The sequence below is a fragment of the uncultured Streptomyces sp. genome, assembly GCF_947488945.1.
Classification (GTDB): Bacteria; Actinomycetota; Actinomycetes; order Streptomycetales; family Streptomycetaceae; genus Streptomyces.
Genome location: NZ_CANLBS010000004.1, coordinates 1 through 24,330, shown reverse-complemented (window position 1 = coordinate 24,330; position 24,330 = coordinate 1). Strand labels below are relative to the sequence as shown.

The 24,330-nt window shown below is 72.0% G+C and carries 19 protein-coding genes, 1 pseudogene and 1 CRISPR repeat array; of the genes and pseudogenes, 9 read left to right on the top strand and 11 right to left on the bottom strand.

The window, feature by feature from the left end:
* The first annotated feature begins 210 nt into the window (after window positions 1-210).
* The gene (locus Q0994_RS06800; RefSeq protein WP_299530371.1) at window positions 211-1,944 is read left to right on the top strand and encodes an ABC transporter ATP-binding protein; all 1,734 of its coding nucleotides are present in this window, start codon (window positions 211-213) and stop codon (window positions 1,942-1,944) included.
* Complete coding sequence (locus Q0994_RS06795) at window positions 1,944-3,872, top strand: ABC transporter ATP-binding protein (RefSeq protein WP_299530370.1); 1,929 nt, start codon at window positions 1,944-1,946, stop codon at window positions 3,870-3,872. The genes Q0994_RS06800 and Q0994_RS06795 overlap by 1 nt, the downstream gene beginning before the upstream one ends.
* Before the next feature lie 168 nt (window positions 3,873-4,040).
* Here Q0994_RS06795 and Q0994_RS06790 read toward each other — a convergent pair whose 3' ends face one another.
* The 6 genes from Q0994_RS06790 to Q0994_RS06765 form a co-directional block, all read right to left on the bottom strand.
* Entirely contained in the window at window positions 4,041-5,300 is a 1,260-nt protein-coding gene (locus Q0994_RS06790; RefSeq protein ID WP_299530369.1) for an RNA polymerase sigma factor, read from the bottom strand.
* A 323-nt stretch (window positions 5,301-5,623) separates the two neighbouring features.
* Window positions 5,624-7,552, bottom strand: a complete 1,929-nt coding sequence (dnaG, locus tag Q0994_RS06785) for a DNA primase (protein WP_299530367.1) — start codon at window positions 7,550-7,552, stop codon at window positions 5,624-5,626.
* A 175-nt stretch (window positions 7,553-7,727) separates the two neighbouring features.
* Window positions 7,728-8,987: an NAD(P)/FAD-dependent oxidoreductase gene (locus Q0994_RS06780; RefSeq protein ID WP_299530365.1), complete on the bottom strand. Its 1,260-nt coding sequence runs from the start codon at window positions 8,985-8,987 to the stop codon at window positions 7,728-7,730.
* 353 nt (window positions 8,988-9,340) lie between these two features.
* The gene (locus Q0994_RS06775) at window positions 9,341-10,759 is read right to left on the bottom strand and encodes a deoxyguanosinetriphosphate triphosphohydrolase (RefSeq protein ID WP_299530363.1); all 1,419 of its coding nucleotides are present in this window, start codon (window positions 10,757-10,759) and stop codon (window positions 9,341-9,343) included.
* Window positions 10,760-11,031: 272 nt separating this feature from the next.
* Window positions 11,032-12,021 (bottom strand): sirohydrochlorin chelatase, encoded by a 990-nt coding sequence (locus Q0994_RS06770; RefSeq protein WP_299530361.1) that lies wholly within the window; start codon window positions 12,019-12,021, stop codon window positions 11,032-11,034.
* A gap of 220 nt (window positions 12,022-12,241) precedes the next feature.
* Entirely contained in the window at window positions 12,242-13,126 is an 885-nt protein-coding gene (locus Q0994_RS06765; protein ID WP_299531288.1) for an HAD family hydrolase, read from the bottom strand.
* Window positions 13,127-13,439: 313 nt separating this feature from the next.
* Here Q0994_RS06765 and Q0994_RS06760 point away from each other — a divergent pair, with 313 nt between their 5' ends.
* Complete coding sequence (locus Q0994_RS06760) at window positions 13,440-14,162, top strand: vancomycin high temperature exclusion protein (protein ID WP_299531286.1); 723 nt, start codon at window positions 13,440-13,442, stop codon at window positions 14,160-14,162.
* A gap of 280 nt (window positions 14,163-14,442) precedes the next feature.
* Here the strand turns inward: Q0994_RS06760 and Q0994_RS06755 are convergent, their stop codons facing one another.
* A complete protein-coding gene (locus Q0994_RS06755) occupies window positions 14,443-14,784 on the bottom strand; it encodes a beta/gamma crystallin domain-containing protein (protein ID WP_299530359.1) in 342 nt (113 codons plus the stop codon).
* Between the two features lie 240 nt (window positions 14,785-15,024).
* Between Q0994_RS06755 and Q0994_RS06750 the strand changes: the two are divergent.
* A pseudogene (locus Q0994_RS06750) lies at window positions 15,025-15,386 on the top strand (hypothetical protein); the annotation flags it as partial.
* Between the two features lie 407 nt (window positions 15,387-15,793).
* Window positions 15,794-17,529: a CRISPR direct-repeat array (repeat unit 28 nt; unit sequence GTGCTCTCCGCGCGAGCGGAGGTGGGTC).
* Between the two features lie 118 nt (window positions 17,530-17,647).
* Here Q0994_RS06750 and Q0994_RS06745 read toward each other — a convergent pair.
* On the bottom strand, window positions 17,648-18,121 hold the full coding sequence (locus Q0994_RS06745) for an NUDIX domain-containing protein (RefSeq protein WP_299530357.1): 474 nt from the start codon (window positions 18,119-18,121) through the stop codon (window positions 17,648-17,650).
* 242 nt (window positions 18,122-18,363) lie between these two features.
* Window positions 18,364-18,594 carry a hypothetical protein gene (locus Q0994_RS06740; RefSeq protein ID WP_299530355.1) on the bottom strand — a complete coding sequence of 77 codons (231 nt, stop codon included), beginning with the start codon at window positions 18,592-18,594 and terminating at the stop codon, window positions 18,364-18,366.
* A gap of 103 nt (window positions 18,595-18,697) precedes the next feature.
* Between Q0994_RS06740 and Q0994_RS06735 the strand changes: the two genes are divergently transcribed.
* The 4 genes from Q0994_RS06735 (at window position 18,698) to Q0994_RS06720 (ending at window position 22,430) form a co-directional block, all read left to right on the top strand.
* Complete coding sequence (locus tag Q0994_RS06735) at window positions 18,698-19,528, top strand: helix-turn-helix transcriptional regulator (protein WP_299530353.1); 831 nt, start codon at window positions 18,698-18,700, stop codon at window positions 19,526-19,528.
* A complete protein-coding gene (locus Q0994_RS06730; RefSeq protein ID WP_299530351.1) occupies window positions 19,525-19,731 on the top strand; it encodes a DUF397 domain-containing protein in 207 nt (68 codons plus the stop codon). The genes Q0994_RS06735 and Q0994_RS06730 overlap by 4 nt, the downstream gene beginning before the upstream one ends.
* A 230-nt stretch (window positions 19,732-19,961) precedes the next feature.
* Window positions 19,962-20,168, top strand: coding sequence for a DUF397 domain-containing protein (locus Q0994_RS06725; protein ID WP_299530349.1), 207 nt, complete (start codon window positions 19,962-19,964; stop codon window positions 20,166-20,168).
* A 171-nt stretch (window positions 20,169-20,339) separates the two neighbouring features.
* The gene (locus tag Q0994_RS06720) at window positions 20,340-22,430 is read left to right on the top strand and encodes a molybdopterin oxidoreductase family protein (RefSeq protein WP_299530347.1); all 2,091 of its coding nucleotides are present in this window, start codon (window positions 20,340-20,342) and stop codon (window positions 22,428-22,430) included.
* Here Q0994_RS06720 and Q0994_RS06715 read toward each other — a convergent pair.
* Together Q0994_RS06715 and cutA are read right to left on the bottom strand one after the other, a co-directional pair.
* Complete coding sequence (locus Q0994_RS06715; RefSeq protein WP_299531284.1) at window positions 22,390-22,896, bottom strand: gamma-glutamylcyclotransferase family protein; 507 nt, start codon at window positions 22,894-22,896, stop codon at window positions 22,390-22,392. The genes Q0994_RS06720 and Q0994_RS06715 overlap by 41 nt on opposite strands.
* A gap of 131 nt (window positions 22,897-23,027) precedes the next feature.
* Window positions 23,028-23,366, bottom strand: coding sequence for a divalent-cation tolerance protein CutA (gene cutA, locus Q0994_RS06710; RefSeq protein ID WP_299530345.1), 339 nt, complete (start codon window positions 23,364-23,366; stop codon window positions 23,028-23,030).
* A 263-nt stretch (window positions 23,367-23,629) separates the two neighbouring features.
* On the opposite strand from cutA, the gene Q0994_RS06705 reads away from it, so the two are divergent.
* Entirely contained in the window at window positions 23,630-24,088 is a 459-nt protein-coding gene (locus tag Q0994_RS06705; protein ID WP_299530343.1) for a DUF5990 family protein, read from the top strand.
* Window positions 24,089-24,330: the final 242 nt, after the last annotated feature.

Below are 24,330 nucleotides of genomic sequence, written 5' to 3'. Positions count from 1 at the left end.
GGGCTGAGGCGTACGGCCGGGGCGCGTTCCCAGGGCTGCGGCGCGCGGCCGGGGCTGAGGCGTACGACCGGGTCCGCCGGGGCGCACGACCGGCGGGTCCGGTCCGCTCCCCGCGTTTTGACCGCAGCTTGGGGAAAAACGTTCGCGGTCGTGGTGGAGCGTGCCCGAAGATGGGTCGGCCTCTGCCGACAGCCGACCCGAGAGTTCCGAGTGCTCATAAAAATTCTGCGGGCCCGCCTGGGTCCGTACCGAAAAGCCATCGTGCTGCTGGTCTTCCTCCAACTCCTCCAGACCTGCGCCTCGCTGTACCTGCCCAGCCTCAACGCGGACATCATCGACAACGGCGTCGTCGAGGGTGACACGGGGTACATCCTGAGGTTCGGCGCTCTGATGATCGCCGTGAGCGTGCTCCAGGTGCTCTGCAACGTCGGCGCGGTGTACTACGGCGCCCGGACCGCGTCCGCGCTCGGGCGCGACCTGCGGGGCGCGATCTTCGACCGGGTGCAGTCGTTCTCGGCCCGCGAGGTCGGGCGGTTCGGCGCCCCTTCGCTGATCACCCGTACGACCAACGACGTCCAGCAGATCCAGATGCTGGTGCTGATGACGTTCACGCTGATGGTGTCGGCGCCGATCATGTGCGTGGGCGGCATCGTGATGGCGCTCGGGCTCGACGTGCCGCTGTCCGGGGTGCTGCTGGCGGTGGTGCCGGTCCTGGCGATCGCGGTCAGCCTGATCGTGAAGCGGATGCGCCCGCTGTTCCGGGCCATGCAGGACCGGCTCGACGCGGTGAACCGGGTGCTGCGGGAGCAGATCACCGGCAACCGCGTGATCCGGGCGTTCGTGCGCGACGGATACGAGGAGGAGCGCTTCCGCGGCGCCAACACCCACCTCACGGACCTGGCGCTGTCCACCGGCCGGCTGATGGCGCTGATGTTCCCCGTCGTGATGACGGTCGTGAACGTCTCGTCCGTCGCCGTGGTCTGGTTCGGCGCCCACCGCATCGACAGCGGCGGCATGGAGATCGGTGCTCTGACGGCGTTCCTCGCCTATCTGATGCAGATCGTCATGTCGGTGATGATGGCCACCTTCATGTTCATGATGGTGCCGCGCGCCGAGGTGTGCGCCGAGCGCATCCAGGAGGTGCTGGGGACGGATTCCAGTGTCGTCCCGCCGGTCGCCCCGGTGCTGGAACTGCGCCGGCACGGCCATCTGGAGATACGGGGTGCGGAGTTCCGCTTCCCCGGTGCGGAGGAGCCGGTGCTGCGTGACGTGGCGCTGGAGGCGAGGCCCGGGGAGACCACCGCGATCATCGGTTCGACCGGCAGCGGCAAGTCGACGCTGCTGGGCCTGGTGCCCCGGCTGTTCGACGTGACCGCGGGCGAGGTGCTGGTCGACGGCACCGACGTGCGGGAGCTGGAGCCGGCGCTGCTGGCGAAGACGGTGAGCCTGGTGCCGCAGAAGCCGTACCTCTTCTCGGGGACGGTGGCGTCGAACCTGCGGTACGGGAAACCGGACGCGACCGACGAGGAGCTGTGGCACGCGCTGGAGGTGGCGCAGGCCAAGGACTTCGTGGAGCGGCTGGAGCTCGGCCTGAACGCGCCGATCGCGCAGGGCGGGACCAATGTGTCCGGCGGGCAGCGGCAGCGGCTGGCGATCGCCCGGACGCTGGTGCAGAAGCCGGAGATCTACCTCTTCGACGACTCGTTCTCGGCGCTGGACTACGCGACGGACGCGGCCCTGCGCGCCGCACTGGTGCGGGAGACCGCCGGGGCGACCGTGGTGATCGTGGCTCAGCGGGTCTCCACGATCAGGGACGCCGACCGGATTCTGGTGCTGGACGAGGGGCGGGTCGTGGGTTCGGGTACGCATCGCGCACTGATGGACGGCAATGAGACCTACCGGGAGATCGTGCTCTCCCAGCTGACGGAAGCGGAGGCCGCGTGATGGCGGGCCCGGGTGGACGTATGGCGGCGGGCCCGACCGAGAAGTCGATGGACTTCAAGGGCTCGGGGAAGCGGTTGCTCAAGCGGTTCGGCGTGGCGAAGGGCGCGCTGTACCTGATGCTGTGCGCGGGCGTGGTGAGCGTCGCGCTGTCGGTGGTCGGGCCGAAGATCCTCGGCGCGGCGACCGACCTGATCTTCGCGGGGGTCGTCGGCCGGCGGATGCCGGAGGGGACGACCAAGGAGCAGGCGATCGCGGCCCTGCGCGACAAGGGCGACGGCGGTCTGGCGGACATGCTGTCCGGCGTCGACTTCACGCCGGGCCAGGGCATCGACTTCTCCGCGGTGGGCACCGTCCTGCTGTGGGTGCTGGTGATCTACGTCGGCGCGGGGCTGACGATGCTCGTCTCGACCCGGCTGTCGATCAGGATCATCAACCAGGTCGTGTTCCAGCTCCGCGAGGACATCCAGACCAAGCTGGCGCGGCTGCCGCTGTCGTACTTCGACCGGGCCAAGCGCGGCGAGGTGCTGAGCCGGGCGACGAACGACGTCGACAACATCTCGCAGACGATGCAGCAGACGATGGGCCAGCTCATCAACTCGGTGCTGACGATCGTCGGCGTGCTGGTCGTGATGTTCTGGATCTCGCCGCTGCTCGCCCTGGTGGCGCTGGTGACGGTGCCGCTGTCGGCCGTGGTGGCGGCGCGGGTCGGCAAGCGGTCGCAGCCGCACTTCGTGGAGCAGTGGAAGGTCACCGGCAAGCTCAACGCCCACATCGAGGAGATGTACACCGGGCACACCCTGGTAAAGGTCTTCGGCCGCCACGAGGAGTCCGCGGAACTGTTCGCGGAGCAGAACGAGGCGCTGTACGAGGCCGGGTTCAAGGCGCAGTTCAACAGCGGGATCATGCAGCCCCTGATGATGTTCGTGTCGAACCTGAACTACGTGCTGGTCGCCGTGGTCGGCGGGCTGCGGGTGGCGTCGGGCACGCTGTCGATCGGTGACGTGCAGGCGTTCATCCAGTACTCCCGGCAGTTCTCGATGCCGCTGACGCAGGTTGCCTCGATGGCCAACCTGGTGCAGTCGGGCGTCGCCTCGGCCGAGCGCGTCTTCGCGCTGCTGGACGCGGACGAGCAGGGCGCCGACCCGGCGCCGGACGTCGCCGAGCGTCCGGCGGAGCTGACCGGCCGCGTGACGCTGGAGAAGGTGTCGTTCCGCTACGAGCCGGAGAAGCCGCTCATCGAGGACCTCTCGCTGGACGTGGAACCGGGCCAGACCGTCGCGATCGTCGGACCGACCGGCGCGGGCAAGACCACGCTGGTCAACCTGCTGATGCGGTTCTACGAGGTGACGGGCGGCCGGATCCTGCTGGACGGCGTCGACGTGGCGAAGATGTCGCGCGACGAACTGCGGTCCGGCATAGGGATGGTGCTCCAGGACACCTGGCTGTTCGGCGGGTCGATCGCGGACAACATCGCGTACGGCGCTTCGCGCGACGTCGACCGGGAGGAGATCGAGGAGGCGGCGCGGGCCGCGCACGCCGACCGTTTCGTCCGCACGCTCCCCGACGGCTACGACACGGTGATCGACGACGAGGGCACCGGGGTCAGCGCGGGCGAGAAGCAGTTGATCACCATCGCGCGGGCGTTCCTGTCCGATCCGGTGATCCTGGTGCTGGACGAGGCGACCAGTTCGGTGGACACCCGGACCGAGGTGCTGATCCAGAAGGCGATGGCGCGCCTGGCGCACGGCCGGACCAGCTTCGTGATCGCGCACCGCCTCTCCACGATCCGGGACGCGGACGTGATCCTGGTGATGGAGAACGGTTCGATCGTCGAACAGGGCTCGCACGCCGAGTTGTTGGCGGCGCAGGGTGCCTATGCCCGGCTGTATTCAGCCCAGTTCGCCCAGGCGCTGGCCGAAGTGGACTGACGCGTCCGGCCCGTCCGGCCCGTCCGGCCCGTCCGGCCCGACTGATCCGTCGGGCCCGTCGGGTCCGTCGTGGCGTGGTGACACCGGCCCGGTCCGTGCTTCGCGCACGGGCCGGGCCGGTGCCGTTCCCCCCGGCGTGCGGGATGTCCGTCCGCCCCCGGTCCGGTCTCAGTCGAGGTAGCCGCGGAGCTGGTCCGCGTAGGCGTGGCCGCGCAGCTTGCTGAGGGTCTTGGCCTCGATCTGCCGGATGCGTTCACGGGTGACGCCGAAGAGCCGGCCGATCTCCTCCAGGGTGCGGGGCTCCCCGTCGTCGAGGCCGTAGCGGAGCTGGACGACCTTGCGCTCGCGTTCGTTGAGGCAGGAGAGCACCGCTTCCAGGTGTTCGCGCAGCAGCAGGAAGGCGGCGGACTCGGGGGGCGAGGGGGCGTCGCCGTCCTCGATGAGGTCGCCGAACGCGACTTCGTCCGCCTCCCCCACCGGCGCGTGCAGTGAGACGGGTTCCTGGGAGAGCCGCAGCACCTCGGTGACGCGTTCGGGGGTGAGGTCGAGCTGGGCGGCGACCTCCTCGGGCGCCGGCTCGACACCGCGCTCCTGGAGCAGGCGGCGCTGGACGCGGACGACGCGGTTGATCAGCTCGACCACGTGCACCGGCACCCGGATGGTGCGGGCCTGGTCGGCGAGGGCGCGGGACATGGACTGGCGTATCCACCAGGTCGCGTACGTGGAGAACTTGTAGCCGCGGGCGTAGTCGAACTTCTCGACGGCTCTGATCAGGCCGAGGTTGCCCTCCTGGACGAGGTCCAGCATGGTCAGCCCGCGGCCGACGTACCGCTTGGCGACGGAGACGACCAGCCGGAGGTTGGCCTCGATGAGGCGGCGTTTGGCCGCGCGGCCGAGCACCACCAGCCGGTCGAGGTCGTGGGCGTCCCGGAGGCCGGGTTCCGGGGTGCGGGCGAGCCGCTCCTCCGCGAAGAGACCGGCCTCCACCCGGCGTGCCAGCTCCACTTCCTCGGCCGCGGTCAGCAGCGGGATGCGGCCGATCTCGCGCAGGTACTGCCGGAACAGGTCGGACTGGGGGCCGTACCGGTCGGCGCGGGTCCGTGGCTCCGGGGCCTCGGCGTCCTCCGCCGCCTCCTCCAGCACGGCGTCCGGGGACGGGGACAGCGGCGGGGACGGGGAGAGGGGCGGGGACGGGAACGACTGGCGGTCGGACCACTCCCCCGGCTCGGGCTCCGGGTCCGCGCGGACCGCCTGCGGGCCGCCCTCCGGATGGTGCGCGGCCCGGCTCTGGGAGGGGATGGCCGGCGCGTGCTCGGCGTGCAGGGCCGGTGCGGCGGGCAGCGTCGGCGCGGGGTGGGGCTGCGGCGCGTGGGGCTGTGCGGCCCTGCGGGGCTGCGCGGTCCGGGTCTGCACGGTCCAGGTCTGCACGGAGGCGACCTCCAGTCGTTCGCTGCCGGAAAGCGGAAGGGGGCCCGCCGGAGCGGACCGGTGCGTTCCGTCCGCCCCCGTCGGGGCCGACGCGTTCCGTTGGGGCTCCGGACCGGCCCGTGGGACCCGCCCGACACCGCCGTCCAGTGTGGCGTACGACACATCACCGCCACGAGGGGTCGGCGGTGACTTTTTGCAAGCGGGAGGTGACGCGGTGATCGCGAAAGCACGCGCGCGTGCCACGGCGTCGTGCCGCCCGAGGCGGAGCGGGTGTGGGACTGCGAGCCGGCCGGGTGTGGGTCGGAGAGGGGAAACGGTGGGGGTCAGAGGGCGTCGGTGCCGTGGGCGCGGAGCGCCTGGGCGTACTGCTGGAGGACCCAGACCTCGTTCTGCGCGGCGGCGAGGTGGTCGGGGGCGACGTTGCTGCCGAGACGGGCCAGGCTGCTCTGCACGTCGTCGATCCTGCGGTCCACGGCCCGCACCCGGACCTGGACCAACTGCATGCCCGCGTACGTCTCGTCGATGGACTTGCCGTGGAAGACCTCGACGGCCAGCTCGGTGACGAGGTTGCGCACGGTGTCGTTGGGCGCGGCGTCGAGGACGGCGGCCAGGTAGTCGCGGGGCTCCACGGTGCCCTGCTCGGCGCCGCCCGCCTGCGCGATGCACTCGCGCACCGCCGCGTAGGGCGGGGCGGTGAACTCGTCGGAGCCGTACGCGTCGAACGCCGGGGAGACCAGGGCGGGCTTCTGGAGGGCGAGCTTCAGCAGTTCGCGCTCGGTGCGGTGGGCGGGGCTGCGGAGGTTGAGCGCGGGGCCGGACCGGGCGGCGGGGGCCGGGATGTCCTCCGGGCGACCGCCACGGCCCTGTACCTGCCCCTGCCCCTGGCGGCGCTGCCCGTTCTTCCCGCCCCGGTCGCCGCCGTCGCGCGCCCACCGGGCGAGCTGGGCCACGCGGTGCACGACGTACTCCTGGTCGAGAATGCCGACCAGACCGGCGAGCTGGACGGCGACCTCCCGCTGCACGCTGCTCGTCTTGATCTTGGCGACGACGGGCGCCGCCTCGTCGAGGGCGGCCGCGCGGCCCGCCGGGGTCTCCAGGTCGTACCGGGCGACGATCTGGCGCAGCGCGAACTCGAAGAGCGGCGTCCGGGGCTCCACCAGGTCGCGCACCGCGTCGTCGCCCTTGGCCAGCCGCAGGTCGCAGGGGTCCATGTTGTCCGGGGCGATGGCGATGTAGGTCTCGGCGGCGAACTTCTGGTCGTCCTCGAACGCCCGCAGCGCCGCCTTCTGACCGGCCGCGTCACCGTCGAAGGTGAAGATCACCCGGGCGCTGCCGTTGTCCATCAGGAGCCTGCGCAGGATCTTGATGTGGTCGTTGCCGAAGGCGGTGCCGCAGGTGGCGATGGCGGTGGTGATCCCCGCCAGGTGGCAGGCCATCACGTCGGTGTACCCCTCGACGACGACGGCCCGGCTGACCTTGGCGATGTCCTTCTTCGCCAGGTCGATGCCGTAGAGCACCTGGGACTTCTTGTAGACCGGCGTCTCGGGGGTGTTGAGGTACTTCGGGCCGTTGTCGTCGTCCCGGAGCTTGCGCGCCCCGAAGCCGACGATCTCCCCGGAGGTGTCGCTGATCGGCCACATCAGCCGGCCGCGGAAGCGGTCGATGGGCCCGCGGCGGCCGTCCTGGGACAGGCCGGAGGTGATCAGCTCCTTGTCGCTGAACCCCTTGCCGCGCAGATAGCGGGTGAGGTGGTCCCAGCCGGCCGGGCTGTAGCCGATGCCGAAGTGGGCGGCCGCGGCCTGGTCGAAGCCGCGCTCGGCAAGGAACCTGCGGCCGATCTCCGCCTCGGGCCCTTCGAGCTGCTGGACGTAGAAGGCCGCCGCCGCCTGGTGCGCCTCGATCAGCCGGATGCGTTCGCCGCGCTGGTGGGAGGGGTTGTAGCCGCCCTCCTCGTACCGCAGGGTGATGCCCGCCTTGGCGGCGAGGCGCTCGACCGTCTCCGAGAACGTGAGGTGGTCGATCTTCATCACGAACGCGATCGTGTCGCCGCCCTCCTGGCAGCCGAAGCAGTGGAACAGCCCCTTGGACGGGCTGACCTGGAAGGAGGGGGACTTCTCGTCGTGGAAGGGGCAGAGTCCCTTGAGGTTGCCGCCGCCCGCGTTGCGCAGCTGGAGGTACTCGGAAACGACGGCGTCGATCGGGACCGCGTCCCGTACCGCCTTCACGTCCTCGTCATTGATCCTGCCTGCCACGCGTGAAGTCTACGGGGGACGGGAGGCGTCCGGACCCGGCGGCCGGGGCGGGCCCCCGGCCGGACCGTACGGGCCCCGCCGGGGCGGCCGGGGCCGCGCGCCGGGACGGTCCGCACCGCCCCGGACGGCGGCCGGGGCCGGTGCGGCACGGTCGCCGGGGCCGGTGCGCCGCAGGTCAGAGCAGGGACGACAGCGGGACGGACGGGTCGGACAGGGCGTCGGGGTCGACGCGGGCGCCGCTGCGGATCAGCTCCTGGACGGGGTCGGTGACGTCCCACACATTGACGTTCATCCCCGCCAGCACCCGGTGGTCCTTCAGCCAGAACGCGATGAACTCGCGCTTGCCGGCGTCGCCCCGGATGACCACCTGGTCGTAGTGGCCGGGCGGGGCCCAGCCCGAGTATTCGAGGCCCAGGTCGTACTGGTCGGAGAAGAAGTACGGCACCCGGTCGTACGAGGTCTCCCGGCCGAGCATGGAGCGGGCGGCGGCCGGCCCCCCGTTCAGCGCGTTCGCCCAGTGCTCGACCCGCAGCCGGGCGCCGAACAGCGGGTGCTCGACGGCCGCCACGTCCCCCGCCGCGTAGATGTTCGGGTCCGAGGTGCGCAGCGCGGCGTCCACCGCGATGCCGCCGCCGGCCGACCGGTCCGCCAGCTCCAGTCCGGCGGCCTCCGCCAGCGCGGTGCGGGGCGCGGCCCCGATCGCGGCCAGGACGTGGTGGGCCGGGTGCTCCTCCCCGTCGTCGGTCCGCACGGCGAGCACCTGCCCGTCCTGCCCGACGATCTCCGTGAGACGCGCGCCGAAGTGGAAGCGGACGCCGTGGTCGCTGTGCAGGTCGGTGAAGATCTGCCCCAGCTCCGGCCCCATCACCCCGTGCAGCGGGGTCGGCTCCGCCTCGACGACGGTCACCTCCGCGCCGTAGCCGCGCGCCGCCGCCGCGACCTCAAGACCGATCCAGCCCGCCCCCGCGATGACCAGATGGCCGTTGTCCCGGCCCAGACCGGCCAGCACGTTCCGCAGCCGGTCGGCGTGGGCGAGCCGGCGCAGGTGGTGGACCCCGACCAGATCGGTGCCCGGCACCGGGAGCCTGCGCGGCTCGGCGCCGGTGGCCAGCAGGAGCTTGTCGTAGTGGATCACCGTGCTGTCGCCGAGGTGCACGGAGCGTGCGTACCGGTCGACGGAGGTGACGGGCTGACCGAGGTGGAGTTCGACGTCCGACGCCGCGTACCAGCCGCGCTCGTGCACGAAGACGCTGTCCCGTTCCGCCTTCGCGGCCAGGTACCCCTTGGACAGGGGCGGCCGCTCGTAGGGATGGTCCCGCTCGTCGCCGATCAGGATGACCCGGCCGCCGAACCCCTCCGCCCGGAGTGTCTCGGCCGCCTTCGCTCCCGCCAGACCTCCGCCGACGATGACGAACGTCCTGTGTGCGTCCACCACGTGATGCCTCCTCAGTACTGTTCTGCGCGGCGCCGTCCCGCTGCGAGCGTCCCGCACACAGCGTGATGGCGAAAGAGGGTGTGCCCCGTACAGCTCACACCCTGTCGCTGTGCGCCGGTTCCCCGGGGGTCGCCCGCACGTTCCCAGCAGATCACCCGCGCCCCCGACCCAGGAGGTCGGCGCGCCCCCTCAACGGCAGGTCCCGCCCTGCGGGGGAGTTCCGGGCGCGGGGGCGGTGTCGGCGGGGCGGGACGGGACGGCGGGCTCGGTGCGGGGCGCTGCGGCGCGGTCTCCTCAGTGCGGGGCGGGCGGTCTCCCCAGTGCGGGAGCGGGGCCAGTGCGGGGCTGGCGGGTCAGTGCGGGGTGGAGGTGAGGCGGCGGTGCAGGGAGCGGGCGGCGGCGTCGGTGAGGGCCGCGATCTGGTCGACGAGGACGCGCTTGCGGGCCCGGTCGTCGTCCGCCGCCAGGAACAGCGCACGGAACTGCGGCTCCAGCCCCTCGGGGGCACGGGTGGTGAGCGCGGCGGCGAGTTCAGCGATGACGATCCGCTGGTCGGCCCGGATCGCCTCCTGTTCGGCGCGCTGCATCACGTACCGGTCGGCGACCGCCTTGAGCATCGCGCACTCGTGCTGGACGGCACGCGGGACGACGAGTTCGGCGGCGTACCGGCCGAGCCGTCCCGGCCCGTAGAGATCACGGGTGGCGCTCTCCGCCGCCTGGCAGAACCGGCCGATGAGCTGGCTGGTGGCGTCCTTCAGCCGGGCCTGGGACACGGCGGAGCCGTCGTAGCCGTGCGGCCACCACTCCTCCGCCGTCAGCCGGTCCAGCGCCTCGGACAGCTCCGCCGGGTCGGTGTCCGCCGGGACGTACCGGCCGAGGGCGACCGAGCAGATCTCCTGCCGTTCGGCCTCGACGGACAGGCAACCGGGGTCGATGTGACCGGCGTGCAGTCCGTCCTCGAAGTCGTGGACCGAATAGGCGACGTCGTCGGACCAGTCCATGACCTGCGCCTCGAAGCAGGTACGCCCGGCCGGCGCGTCCCGGCGGGCCCACTCGAACACCGGCACGTCGTCCTCGTACACCCCGAACTTCGGGGAGGCCGGATCGTCGGGACGGCCGCCGCGCGGCCACGGGTACTTGGTGGCGGCGTCCAGCGCGGCCCGGGTGAGGTTGAGCCCGACGCTGGTCGGCTCCCCGGTGCGGGGGTCGCGGACGAACCGCTTCGGCTCCAGCCGGGTCAGCAGCCGCAGCGACTGGGCGTTGCCCTCGAAGCCTCCGCAGTCGGAGGCGAAGTCGTTGAGCGCCTGCTCCCCGTTGTGCCCGAACGGCGGGTGGCCCATGTCGTGGGAGAGGCAGGCCGCCTCCACCAGGTCCGGGTCGCACCCCAGCACCGCCCCGAGCTCGCGGCCGACCTGGGCGCACTCCAGGGAGTGGGTGAGCCGGGTGCGGGGACTGGCGTCCCAGGACAGGCCCCGGGTGCCGGGCGTGACCACCTGCGTCTTCCCGGCCAGCCTGCGCAGCGCCGCGGAGTGCAGCACCCGGGCGCGGTCGCGCTGGAAGGCGGTGCGGCCGGGCCGCTTGTCCGGCTCGGCGTCCCAGCGCTCGGTGTCGGCGTACGTGTAGGGGGTCGCCTGCGGGTGGGGCGGCTGGGGCAGGGCGGCGGCGGTCTGCGGGCGGGGGCCGGCCGGTGCGGGGGCACTCTGCGCGCCGGTCTGTGCCGAGGCGTTCTGCGCGCCGGCCGGTGCGTGCGGGGTCGCCGGTGATCGCGGCACGGCCCCCGCGGTGGGGGTCCGGTCGGCCGGTGTGCCCGGTGCCCGATGTGCTCCGTGTGCGCCCTGTGTCCCGTCCATACTCCCGACAGTAGCGACCGGGACCGACAGCGTGTCGTGGGCTTGCCCTGCTCGCGGGGTCCTGCGGGTGAATTCGGGGGGCGGCCCGCGCCTTTCGGACACCGGCCCGTTCGCCGCCGGGGCGGGGAAGCCGGACGGCGGGTGCGGTCGGCCGGGTGCGATCGGCGGAGTGCGATCGGCCGGGTGCGGGTCGCTCAGGCGAGGGCCGCGAGGGCTGCGCCCGTGGCGAGGGTGTCGGGGACTGGGGGTGCGGCGGCCAGGGCCGAGTCGTAGCGGTGCAGCAGCAACCGGGCCATCGCGGGGTGCGCGCCCAGCGGGGCGGCCGCGATGCCGGGCGCGGCGTCGGCCGCGGCGGTGGCGAAGCGACCGGGGGCGGCGAAGTAGGAGGCGACGGCGACCCGGTGGTGACCGCGTGCCGCCAGGGCCCGTACCGCTACGGGCACGGTCGGGGTGGCGGCGGAGGCGTACGCGGGGACGACGGGCACCCCGCGGAGCCGCTCGGACAGCATCCGAGCGGTACGCCGGGTGTCGACCGCCGACTCCGGGTCGCGCGACCCGGCCGCCGCCAGCACCACGGCCGCCCCGCCTGGCGCGGGCCCGTCGGCCGGCCAGCCCGCCTCCACGAGCCGCCCGTACAGCGCTTCCACCAGCAGCGGGTGGGGCCCGAGCGGGGCGGCGATCCTGGTACGCAGCAGCGGCGCCCCGGCGGCGGCGAGCGGCAGGTCGTGCTTGACGTGGTGCCCGCGCCCGAGCAGCAGCGGTACGAGGACGGCGTCGCCCCGCCCGAGCCCGGCGAGCGTGTCGGGCAGCAGGGGCGCGTTGAGTTCGATGTGCCCGAGCCGTACGTCGAGGCCGGGGCGCAGCTCGCGGACGAGGGAGAGGAGTTCCTGAGTGGTACGCAGGGCGCGCGGGTCCCGGCTGCCGTGCGCGACGGCGACGAGCGCGGGAGGAGCGGTGCGGGGCGCTGTGCGAGGGCCCGTACGGGTACCCGTACGAGGTCCAGTACGGGTACCCGTACGGGGTCCAGTACGAGATCCGTTCGGCGCTACGAGGCTGAGGCGGGCGGCCTGGTCGGTGGGCCGGGAACCGAGGTGCGTGGCGCTGTCAGGGCTGTCGGGGCAGGCGTGGTGGCCGCCGTCGCGGGGGGAGGGCTCGCGGCTGGGGTTCTGCGCCTGATCCGTCATACGTCGATGGTGCCGGACGGAGGTTGCTGGTCCGTTGCCCGGCGGTCACGCCCTTTTTCCACCCCCTCACGCGGGACGGGGACGCGATGACAGGTGGCGGAAACGGGGCCGGTGGGCGGTGGGGGCGGTGGGCAGCACGTCGGTGGGGGTTCGGTGGGGCCGGGGCATCGAGGGTCGGGCAGGACCAGAGGTGGTCGGACAAGGACCGGGCGGCAAGCGATCAGGCGGGGGTCGTCTGCGTGTCCGCCGCCGTACCGGCCCGCTCGGCCGGAGCCAGGACCGTGCCCGCGCCCGTGCCCGCGCCCGTAGAGGTACCCGTCCCGAACAGGCGCTCCAGCACGGCCGCGACTCCGTCCTCCTCGTTGGTCGAGGTACGCAGAGAGGTCGCGGCGAGGACGGCGGGGTGGGCGTTGCCCATCGCGTAACCGGCCCCGGCCCAGCCCAGGACGGCCAAGTCGTTGGGCATGTCACCGAAGGCGACGACCTCGGCGGCGGACACCGACCAGCCGGCGCACACCTCGGCCAGGGTGGACGCCTTGGTGACGCCCGGCGCGCTGATCTCCAGCAGTCCGGGGCCGCCGGAGTGCGTGACCTGAGCCCACTCGGGGGCGACGACCCGGGCGAGGGTCATCAGGGTGTCCGCGTCGATGCTGTCGGACCACGCCAGCAGCTTGGTGACGGCCACCCCTGAGCGCCAGAGCGCCTCACGGGACGGCACCGGCATCTCGGCCGCCTCGTCCCCCGCGTGCCGCAGCCCGAAGGCAGGCTCAAACAGAACCCGGGTACCGGTCTCCAGGGCGAAGGCGATGCCCGGCACGGCCGCCGTCAGCGCATCGGTGACCCGGCGAACGGTGTCGGGGGCAAGCACCCGGGAGGAGAGGACGGCACGGGAGGCGAGGTCGTACACGTCCGCACCGTTGCTGCACACGGCGGTCCCGGTCAGTCCCGTCGCGGTCGCGAGCCGGTCCAGATACCTGGGCGGCCGGGCCGTCACCACCACGACCTCGGCGCCCCCGCCCCGAGCCGCGTCCAGCGCCCGCAACGTGCGCGGCGACAACGTGCCGTCGCGGCGCAGCAGGGTCCCGTCGAGGTCGGTGGCGACCACACGCGGGCGAACGGCGGGCGCGCAGGTCGGAGGCAGGTCGGAAAAGCGGTCCGTAGCGGTCATGCGCCACATGATGCCCGGCCCCTCCCTCCTCCGACCTGCGCTTTTGGCAAAATGTTCGGGGCTGGCGGAAACCCTGGGCCGTGATCACGCGTCCGACAGGTGGAGAGCGCCACGCGGTCCCTGTCCCGCGCCGGCCGGGAGGGATACCGTGCGAAGACCGCAACTACCCAGGATCTCGGAGCTGTCGGGGCGGTTCCGGCCACCGTCCCCGTCACGACCACCGTCCTCGTCACTGTCCCCGTCCCGGCTCCTGTCGGCCGCGAGGTCACGCACGCCGCGGAAGTTCGCGGCGCGCCTCGCGGCGCTCGTCCCGCGCACCCGACGCGGTCAACGCCGCGCGTTCCAGGGCCTGCTGCTCGCCTGCGTCCTGGCGCTCACTCCGATGACGTGGATGTACACGGCGGCCGACACGCACGTGCGGACCGCCTCGGACGTTCCCGCACAAGACGTCGCCGTCGTCTTCGGCGCGGGCCTCTGGGACGGTAAGCCGACGCCTTACCTCGCCCACCGGCTGGACGCGGCAGTGGACTTGTACGAGGCCGGCAAGGTACGGGCGGTACTGGTCACGGGCGACAACAGCCGCACCGAGTACGACGAGCCGGACGCGATGCGCACCTACCTCACCCAGCACGGCGTGCCCGACGACCGCATCGTCAGCGACTACGCGGGCTTCGACAGCTGGGACTCCTGCGTCCGCGCCAAACGCATCTTCGGCGTCGACCGCGCCATCCTGGTGAGCCAGGGCTTCCACATCCGCCGCGCCGTCACCCTCTGCCGCTCCGCCGGCATCGACGCCTACGGCATCGGCGTGGACGATGTACACGACATCACCTGGTACTACGGCGGCACCCGCGAAATACTCGCCGCCACCAAGGCCGCCCTCGACGCAACCCTCCGACCCGACCCACACTTCCTCGGCCCCGAGGAAGACGGAATCGAGGCAGCACTGTCGGGGGACGGGGAAGGGCGGTAGGCGAGGGACGGCAGCGAGCGAGACGGTCGGCGATCCCGCTTGAGCAACTTCCCTGAGCGCGGCTCCCCTGCCGGAGACCATGTGCGGTGCGGTCGAGCGCGGGAAGTGCAATTGCGTGCCCCTGGGAAGGCTATGGCCGGGCCAACTACCGTTCGGGGAGGCGTCCGCGCTCGGTAGCGAGCCGGGCCCGGCTGCCGTGCAGACGCGGTCGTGCCGCTGAGGCGGTGTCGAACACCTCCCTCAACGGCACGGTGGCTACGTCGTGCAGCCGTGTGGGGTGCTACCAGATCCTGATCTTCGTGATCTTGTGAATGGGCTCGCCGGTGACCTTCCCGTAGCTCCACTTCTCAATGGTCTCGCTGGTCGTCGACGCGCCCAGCTTCGGCACGTATTCGAACGTGACCTTGTTGTTGCCGGTCCAGATCTGGTCCACGCCGTAAATCGCGACGCTTTCCGTGCCCGCGTTGGCGAAGCAGAGGGAGCCGCCCGAGTTGTGAACCGTCAGGTAGCCCGATTCGTTACAACCGACGCGGTTGATGGCGGACGCCGACGAAGCCGGCAGCACAACGGCGATGGCACCGGCCGCCGCGACTACCGCGAGACGTGTGAGGAAGCGCTTCACTGGTGAGTTGTTCCTTCCGTGGTGGGTGTAGTGCCGCCGTGGACCACAGGGCACGGCGGCAACGCAGGGACGCACGCGCGTCCAACCAGCGCAACGTGGAGGACGGCACACCGGTTCACCACGTGAGAGAGCTGCTTCGGATGCGGTCACAGCCCTCGCGGGGCCTGCTGGCCTCTCGCCCGAAGCGCGTCCGCCACACTCCCGGCAGAACGCCGGAGCCACGGAACGCGGACGCAGGCAGTTCGCCACCGGCTTGACGCGGCAGCGGAGTTGTACGGAGCAGGGAAGGTGCGGGCGGTACTTGCCGCGGGCGTCCATAGCCGTACCGCATACGACGAGCCCGACGCCATGCGCACCGACCTCACCCAGCGCGGCGTGCCCGACGACCGCACCTTTGGATATGGACCGCGCGATCCCGGTGAGCCAAGGCTTCCACATCTGCCGCGCCGTCACACTCTGTCAAATTTGCCGGCATCGACGCCTACGGCACCGGCGTGCACTACCTCACCTGGTGCCACGACGACACCCGCGAAATCCTCGCCGCCACTAAGGCCGCCCTCGAAGAAACCCTCCACCCCACCCCGCACTTCCTCGGGCCCCGAAGAAAACGCAGTCGAGGCACCACAGCCGGGGGACGGGAGAGACGGTGGGCGGGTACGACCGGAGCAAACGAAAGCCCCTCGCAGCCCCGGACCCCACACCTAGACTTGACCGACCGGGGAGGGCACTGTCGGTAGTGAACGTGGGCAGCATCACCGCTGGTCACTTCAGGCGGCCTGCACGCCAACGGCCCCCAACCCACAACGAAATCTTGATCCCAGGCGTTGGATGCGAGGAAGTCCTCTCGATGCTCGAACGAAACTACGGCTCGACGCAGACGAGGCAGCTGTTGCCGAGTAGCGCGACCCGCACTCGGCACTCACTGCTGCGTGCTGGACATCCAGGCCCGGCCACTCCGAACGAGAGTCAAGAAAGAGCAAAGCCCCTCTAACGTGCCAGGTCAAAAAGGGTGCTCTCCGCGCGAGCGGAGGTGGGTCGGCCCCGGCGGACACGCCGGTTGTCCGCCCGGAGTGCTCTCCGCGCGAGCGGAGGTGGGTCGTTCCATTCCTCGGCGATCTGTCGGACGGCCGGGTGCTCTCCGCGCGAGCGGAGGTGGGTCGCAGGACCGCGACCAGGCCGTGCCGCATCCCCGTGCTCTCCGCGCGAGCGGAGGTGGGTCGATGCGTCACTATGTCTCAGCGAGAACGACATAGTGCTCTCCGCGCGAGCGGAGGTGGGTCGGACGTCGGGGCCGTCGAGGGTCTGCGCTCGATGTGCTCTCCGCGCGAGCGGAGGTGGGTCGCGCGCCGGCAGAACCCGGCGGCGCCGCTGACCGTGCTCTCCGCGCGAGCGGAGGTGGGTCGACTCCTGCGCGACCATCACCTTCGGGACCCCGGTGCTCTCCGCGCGAGCGGAGGTGGGTCACCCATCAACAGGATGGCAATGCAATCGCCGTAGTGCTCTCCGCGCGAGCGGAGGTGGGTCCTCCCTTTGTGCTTCCGCAGATCGCCCCGGCGTGTGCTCTCCGCGCGAGCGGAGGTGGGTCGGACCTGTGGCGCTCGCAGATGGTGCGGCGCACGTGCTCTCCGCGCGAGCGGAGGTGGGTCGACCTCGCCGGAGGAGCAACAGAACTCGCGCTCGTGCTCTCCGCGCGAGCGGAGGTGGGTCGCATCGCCGATGGCGCGGATCACCTGGGCGGATGTGCTCTCCGCGCGAGCGGAGGTGGGTCGCTGGACCCGGTATCGGTCCCGGCCCCGGACGAGTGCTCTCCGCGCGAGCGGAGGTGGGTCGTACGGCGGGTATTCCTACGCCAGCGACCCGAAGTGCTCTCCGCGCGAGCGGAGGTGGGTCGGCCGATTCGATCTTCGCGTAGGTGGTGTCGCGGTGCTCTCCGCGCGAGCGGAGGTGGGTCGTACTCGGGATCGACGCTGCCCCGCATGTCCCAGTGCTCTCCGCGCGAGCGGAGGTGGGTCGCTCATGGACGCGCAGAAGGGCTTCACGTCGGCGTGCTCTCCGCGCGAGCGGAGGTGGGTCGCTGCGGGCCGTCGCGCCGAACGAGCTGAGCGCGTGCTCTCCGCGCGAGCGGAGGTGGGTCCCGCCGGGGCGTTCTGGCTCTCGTACGCCCACCGTGCTCTCCGCGCGAGCGGAGGTGGGTCGATAGAGCGAACTGGGCCCAGTTTCGCGGTGAGGTGCTCTCCGCGCGAGCGGAGGTGGGTCGTTGCCGGGCCACCGCGACCGCGGCCTGTGTCGGTGCTCTCCGCGCGAGCGGAGGTGGGTCGGCGGCCGGCATCGGCTCGTCGCCGTGGGCGAAGTGCTCTCCGCGCGAGCGGAGGTGGGTCGTCCGGGTCGTCGGTGAGCGCGGCGTGCTGGTTGTGCTCTCCGCGCGAGCGGAGGTGGGTCGTCGTGATGCTCGTGCCCGCGCTGCCGAAGTTGGTGCTCTCCGCGCGAGCGGAGGTGGGTCGGAAACCGCCATGGGCACTCTGGAGAAGGTCGCGTGCTCTCCGCGCGAGCGGAGGTGGGTCGTCCTACAAGGGCCAGTCGATGACCCCGTTCCAGTGCTCTCCGCGCGAGCGGAGGTGGGTCGGGGCGGCCGACCCGGTCGGCGCGGATGCCCTCGTGCTCTCCGCGCGAGCGGAGGTGGGTCGCAGGGCTACGTCCTCCGGCTGGAGCCGACGAAGTGCTCTCCGCGCGAGCGGAGGTGGGTCGGCGCGGGGACAACGGGCAGGGCCGGGTCCAGCGTGCTGATCGCTGAAAACGAGGCCGGGTATGCCGTTCACCGACCCCGGCCCCGTCCGCCGGTCGAGGACGCGGCCCCGCGCGCCACCTACACGGGTTCACCCAGTCCCAGAAGGGGCAAGCCGAGGCCGTGGTCGTGCGCGGCGACCGCGTGGCGGATGCGGCGCTCCTGGTGGGGCAGGGCGTAGGCGTCGAGTTGGTCCAGGGAGACCCACCGCAGGCCGACCAGTTCGTGAGCGGCACTGTCCGGGACGGTCACACGGGACGCCTGCTCGGCGGTCAGCGTGCCGCCGTCGCAGACGAGGTCGAAACCCTCGGTCGCACCCGTCTCGGGGTTGGCCGGCACGTGATCGAGTGCGAGGAGACGGGTAAGCACGCGGGTGAGTCCGGTGTCCTCGCACAGTTCACGTGCACCCGCGACCGCGATCGGTTCGTCCGGGCGGACTTCCCCTCCGGGGAACTGCCACCCGAGCGTGTGTAGGCGCCTGACCAGCAGCACATCGCCCTCGGGGTTTCGGATCAGGACCACGGCCCCGATGCGACGGGCGGGAGCGCCGACCATGTCCACCTCCGCACGTACCGGAGGACGTACCGCAGGGAGACCTCCGTGCGGCGCGTGACGTGCAGACTCCCGGTGGCCTGAGACCTGGTGACGTCGGCGCAGGACGCGCCAGTCGACCGCACGGCTCAGGTCCCCGGCAGTTTCGGCGTCCGCCTCCGCACCATCGATTTCTCTGCACACGAGGCAGTCTGCAGAATCGGCCGAGGACTGCGCCCCGCCCGGAGAAGGGTCGATCATCTCGTTCACCGGAGGGCACCCCGACTTCTCTCGTTGTCCCGTGCGACTCCCGCGCGCATGCGCTCCTCGGGGGTGGCCGGCCGCACGTGGTCCGGCTCGGCCTCCCATTCGCGTCCACCACCGAGCGGACGCAAAGACCAGTACGGGCCGGAGAAACCCTTGAACTCCCCGATGCGGTCCTGCCGCCCGGTGTCTACGACGACGGTTCCGGGGGGCGGAAGCGATGACGCGAACATGGGAGATACCTCTCTGTAGCCATTCCACTACCAGGCGGCTCAGCGTGGCCTACAGTTCAGGAGTCGGCAACTCAACAGCGGTGATGGGTAAGTTGAAATACAGATGGTCAACCGAAAAGAACTTGACCCTGAACAGTCGCCGAGCGCGGCATTCGGCGCCTTACTGCGCAGGCTGCGTGATGATCGTGGCTGGACGCAGACCGAGTTGGGGAAACGGATCGGATGTACGGGCGCACACGTCTCGGCCGTAGAAACTGGACAGCGCTCACCAACTCAACAGTTCACGGCAGGCGCTGACAGGGCTTTCGGCACCGGTAATCGACTGGAGCGACAGAGTCGGGCATTGCGACGCACCGCTCTGCTGGAGGGGTATCCGGAGTACGTTGCCCACGAGGCTCGCTCGGTAGAGATCAGGCTCTACGAGGTCGGTGTCATCCCTGGAATCCTGCAGACGCCCGAGTACGCCGAGGCCCTTACAGCCCGTTCCGTGGAGCGTGGTTCGATCACACGCGAGCAGGGGAACGAGCGCAACGCTCTCATCGCCGAGCGCCAAGCATCAGTCCGGCGAGGCCCGCCGCCTCTGATCTTCGTCGTACTGGACGAGAGCTGCCTCAGGCGCCCCGTGGGCAACGCCGCCGTCATGCGCGGCCAGTTCGAGCGGCTGCTGGCGTTTGCTGCACTACCGAACACCGTTTTCCAGGTCGCCCCGTTCGCTTTGGGCGACCGGCGCCCCCTGAGCCTGCCGCTCTACATCCTGACCATGGAGAACCGTTCGCTGATCTCGTACGCCGAGTCCGCACAGCGTGGCCAACTGGAGCGCGACACCAAATCTGTCGTACCTCTCCTCACCATCTATCATCAGTTGCAGTGTGAAGCGCTGTCGCAGGCGGCGTCCGTGGCCATGATCCAGCAGATGCGAAAGGGCACACCATGACGCACGCGTCACCCTCTTGGTTCACGTCCTCCTACAGCGAGAACGGTGGTGCCTGCGTCGAGATCGCCACGAACACCGTCGCCACCCGCGGCGTCGTCCCCGTCCGTGACTCCAAGAACCCGGCCGGCCCCGTCCTGGACGTCGCCGCCACCGCCTTCGCCGCCTTCGTGGCGGGCGTCAAGGCCGGAGACCTCACCCGCTGACGGAACAGCCCGCCCCCGCAGCGCCACCCGCCGCAGCCCCGCCCCGCGCCCGCCGCACACCTCACCGAGGGGCTGCGCCCACCCCACCTCACCGCGCCCCGTTCCCCCCGCTGAGGTGCGCGTACCGCTGGTGTAACCGGATTACTGCGGGGATACCGTCAGTTGCAGGGCGAGTCGCTGACACAGGCAGCAACCGTGGCAATGATCGAACAGGCACGAAAGGGCACCCCGTGACGCAGGAGTCTCCCCGTTGGTTCACGTCCTCCTACAGCAGCAACGGCGGTGACTGCGTCGAGATCGCCACGAACACCGTCGCCACCCGCGGCGTCGTCCCCGTCCGTGACTCCAAGAACCCGGCCGGCCCCGTCCTGGACGTCGCCGCCACCGCCTTCGCCGCCTTCGTGGCGGGCGTCAAGGCCGGAGACCTCACCCGCTGACGGAACAGCCCGCCCCCGCAGCCCCGCCCCGCCTCCGCCGCACACCCCACCAAGGGGTTGCGCCCACCCCACCCCACCTCACCGCGCCCCGTTGCCCCCGCTGAGGTGCGCGTACCGCTGGTGTAACCGGATGCCGGGCCGCCCGTAATACCGGGCTCGCAGGCTGGGCGCATGACCAGCGTCGAGGCTGCGGCCACTCCGACCCACTGCCCGTACTGCGCCCTGCAGTGCGGGATGAATCTGCGACCGGTGGCGGGCGATGCCGTGGCCGAGGTGGTGGAGCGTACGGACTTTCCCGTGAACCGCGGGGCGCTCTGCGGCAAGGGGCGTACCGCGCCCGCCGTGCTGGCGTCGGCGGTGCGGCTGACCGGGCCGCTGGTGCGGAACGGGGCGAGCGGTGAGCTGGAGCCGGCCGGGTGGGACGAGGCGCTGGCGCGGGTCGCCGAAGGACTGCGCGGTACGCGGGCGGTGCACGGGGCCGACGCGGTGGGGGTGTTCGGCGGGGGCGGGCTGACCAACGAGAAAGCCTATCTGCTGGGGAAGTTCGCCCGGGTGGCGCTCGGTACCTCGCAGATCGACTACAACGGGCGTTTCTGCATGTCGTCGGCGGCCGCCGCGCACCAGCGGGCGTTCGGGCTGGACCGGGGGCTGCCGTTCCCGCTGGAGGACATCCCGCGTACCGGGTGCGTGATCCTGGTCGGGTCGAACCTCGCGGAGACGATGCCGCCCGCCCTCCGGTATCTCACCGAACTGCGGGCCAACGGCGGCACGTTGATCGTGATCGATCCGCGCCGTACGCGGACCGCCGAGCAGGCCGATCTGCATCTGGCGCCCCGGCCGGGCACCGACCTGGCGCTGGCGCTCGGCATGCTGCACCTCGTGATCGCGGGGGGCCGGGTGGACGAGGAGTTCGTACGGGAGCGGACGAGCGGCTGGGACGAGGCGCGGGCCGGGGCGATGGCGCACTGGCCGGAGTGGGTGGAGCGGATCACCGGGGTACCGGTGCCCCAACTGCGTGCGGCTGTTGATCTGTTCTGCGATGCGGAGTCGGGCATGGTGCTGACCGCACGGGGGCCGGAGCAGCAGTCCAAGGGCACCGACACCGTGGGCGCCTGGATCAACTTCTGTCTGGCGACCGGGCGGGCGGGCCGTCCGCTGTCCGGGTACGGCTGCCTGACCGGGCAGGGGAACGGCCAGGGCGGCCGTGAACATGGGCAGAAGGCGGACCAGTTGCCCGGTTACCGCAAGCTCACCGACCCGGCCGCCCGCCGTCATGTCGCGGAGGTGTGGGGCGTGGACCCGGACTCGCTGCCGGGTCCCGGACGCAGTGCGTACGAGTTGCTGGACGCGCTCGGGCAGGACGTGAAGGCGCTGCTGGTGATGGGGTCGAACCCGGTGGTGTCCGCGCCGCGTGCCGGGCACGTGGAGGAGCGGCTGCGGTCGCTGGACTTCCTGGCGGTGGCGGACGTGGTGCTGTCGGAGACGGCAGCCATGGCGGACGTGGTGCTGCCGGTGACGCAGTGGGCCGAGGAGTCGGGGACGACCACCAATCTGGAGGGCCGGGTGCTGCTGCGGCGGCGCGCGGTGACGGCTCCGGAGGGTGTGCGCAGCGACCTGGAGGTGCTGCACGGGCTGGCCGGACTGCTCGGGCACGGGAAGGGGTTCCCGGTCGAACCGGAGGAGGTCTTCGACGAGTTGCGGCGGGCGTCGGCCGGCGGTCCCGCCGACTACGCGGGAATCAGTTACGAGCGGATCGCGGCGGAGGACGGGGTGTTCTGGCCCTGTCCGGAGCCCGCGCACCCGGGGACGCCCCGGCTGTTCCTGGACCGGTTCGCCACCGAGGACGGGCGGGCCCGCTTCGTGCCGGTGCAGCACCGGGCGTCGGCCGAGGAGACGGACGCGGCGTATCCAGTGGTGCTGACCACGGGCCGGGTGGTGTCGCAGTACCAGTCGGGGGCGCAGACCCGTCGGGTGGCGGAGCTGAACGCGGCGGCGCCGGGACCGTTCGTGGAGATGCATCCCCGGCTGGCGGAGCGGATCGGGGTGGCGGAGGGGGAGCCGGTGGCGGTGACCTCGCGTCGCGGGCGGGCGGTGGCTCCCGCCCGGATCACGGTCGGCATCCGGCAGGACACCGTTTTCATGCCGTTCCACTGGGCGGGCGAGGGCCGGGCCAACACGCTGACCAACCCCGCGCTGGACCCGGTCTCACGGATGCCGGAGTTCAAGGTGTGCGCGGTCCGGGTGGAGGCGGCCGGCGGGTGAGCCAGCGTCCGTCGGGGATGGGTACCCCGCCGGCGTGCAGGGAGCGGGTGACGGCGGCGGCCGCGAGGTAGACCCAGGCGAGTACGGTCCGGCCGTCGGGGAGTTCGACGGCGCGGGTCACCCGTTCGTAGAGGTTGCGGGGGTGGCCGGGGCCGAGGAACTCCTCCAGCGAGTCGAGGAGCGCGAGGAGTTCGCGGTAGCCGTCGGGGGCGGCGGTGACGAGGGTGCCGTGCACGACGGCGTCGCCGTCGATCGCGTACGGGTAGCCGGGGCCGTCGTAGAGCACCGCGCCGCGCAGCAGCGCGGTCTCCTCGCGGGCGCTGCGGCCCCGGATGAACATGTCGTGGTTGGGCTCGCCGGGGAGCAGCGTGCCGTAGACGAAGAACGGCTGCTCGGTGGTGGGAGCGTGTCCGGGGGCAGGGGGCGCGGGGACGGCGGGAACGGTGGGGTCGGCGGCGGGTGCGATGGGGGCGTGTCCGTGTGCAGGGGGCGCGGGGACGGCGGGAGCGGCGGAATCGGCGACGGGGGTGGCGGGGGCGGTGGAGCCCTGGAGGGCGTCGGCCGCCGGGCGGCTGCCCTCGCGGTCCCCGGTGGCCGTCACAGCGCCGCTTCCGGTGCGGTCTCGGCGTTCACCCAGGCGAGATAGCGGGCGCTGCCGCGCACGATGGGCGTGGCGATGATCTCCGGAGTGTCGTAGTCGTGGGCGGCGTCGAGGTACTCCTCCAGTTCGGCGTACCGCCCGGCCGAGGTCTTGAAGAGCACCTGCCATTCCTCGCTGCTCTCGATGGCGTTCTTCCAACGGTAGACGGAGGTGACGGGGGCGGAGATCTGGGCGCAGGCGGCGAGCCGGGCCTCGATCGCACCACGGGCCAGCTCCCGCGCCTTCTCCTCGCTGTCCGTCGTGGTCATTACCGTCAGCCATGCGGGCGGCGTCATCGTCGGGCTCCTCCGGGTGCGGGGGTGGGGGCGGGGCTACGGGGTCCCGCCTCGGTCCGATTGTCGCCCGCCGTGGGCGGGTGCGCCGTGGTGGCGGGCGACTCCGGGCGTGGCACGGCCGAAGCACGCAGCCGGGCGGAGGGAATGGCCCGCCGGCGGAAGTGGCGGACCGGGGCCCGCCGGGAACAACAGCCTGAGGCCGCCGGGGACGCGGCGGACCGACGGCGGTCGGGCGGGGCTGCGGGGTGCGCGACGATGGGGGCATGGAGATCTGCATCGAAGCCTCCGACCTCCCCGGTTCCGGCCCCGGTTTCGCGTGTGCGCCGGAGGCCGGCCCGGTGTACGTCGGCGTGCAGCGCAAGGACCGTCCGGGCGAGGTGCTGGAGCCGCACCGGGGTGACGCGCCGTCGGCGGTGTGGACGCTGGAGTGCGTCGCCCGGACCACGGCGGACGGCGTCGAGCTGACCGGACGTTACGTGCAGGACCGGCTCGGCGGCAGGTTCGTCTACCTCTCGTGGGGGACGCTGGACGGGCACGGGGTCTTCAGCATGTTCCGGCGCGCCAAGCTGATGCTGGCGGACGTGGACGCGGCGGTACTGGACGCGGCGGCCGGTTCCGGCCGGCTCGTCGCGCGGCTCGGGCTGAGCGACGCGCGCGGAGGGCCACTGTGCGGGCGGGTGCGACCCGGCGACGTGGCCTGGACGGCGGAGACCCCGGGCTGACGGAGACCTCGGGCCGGCGGGTCACCTCCGGTCGGCCGGGTGCCGCACCGCCCGGCCGTGCGAAAGGGCGACCGGACGCCCCGCCGCAAAGCCTGGTGAACGACGCCGCCCCACCAGGCCGGGGGGGTGCCTCTATGTAGTTCGTCAATCCCGTGCTGCCGGTTCCGGGGGTGTTGGTCTCTTTCATGCGGCGAGGGTGACGGCGGGGGTTCGGGGTTCGTAGAAGGTGCCGTCGCGGAGCA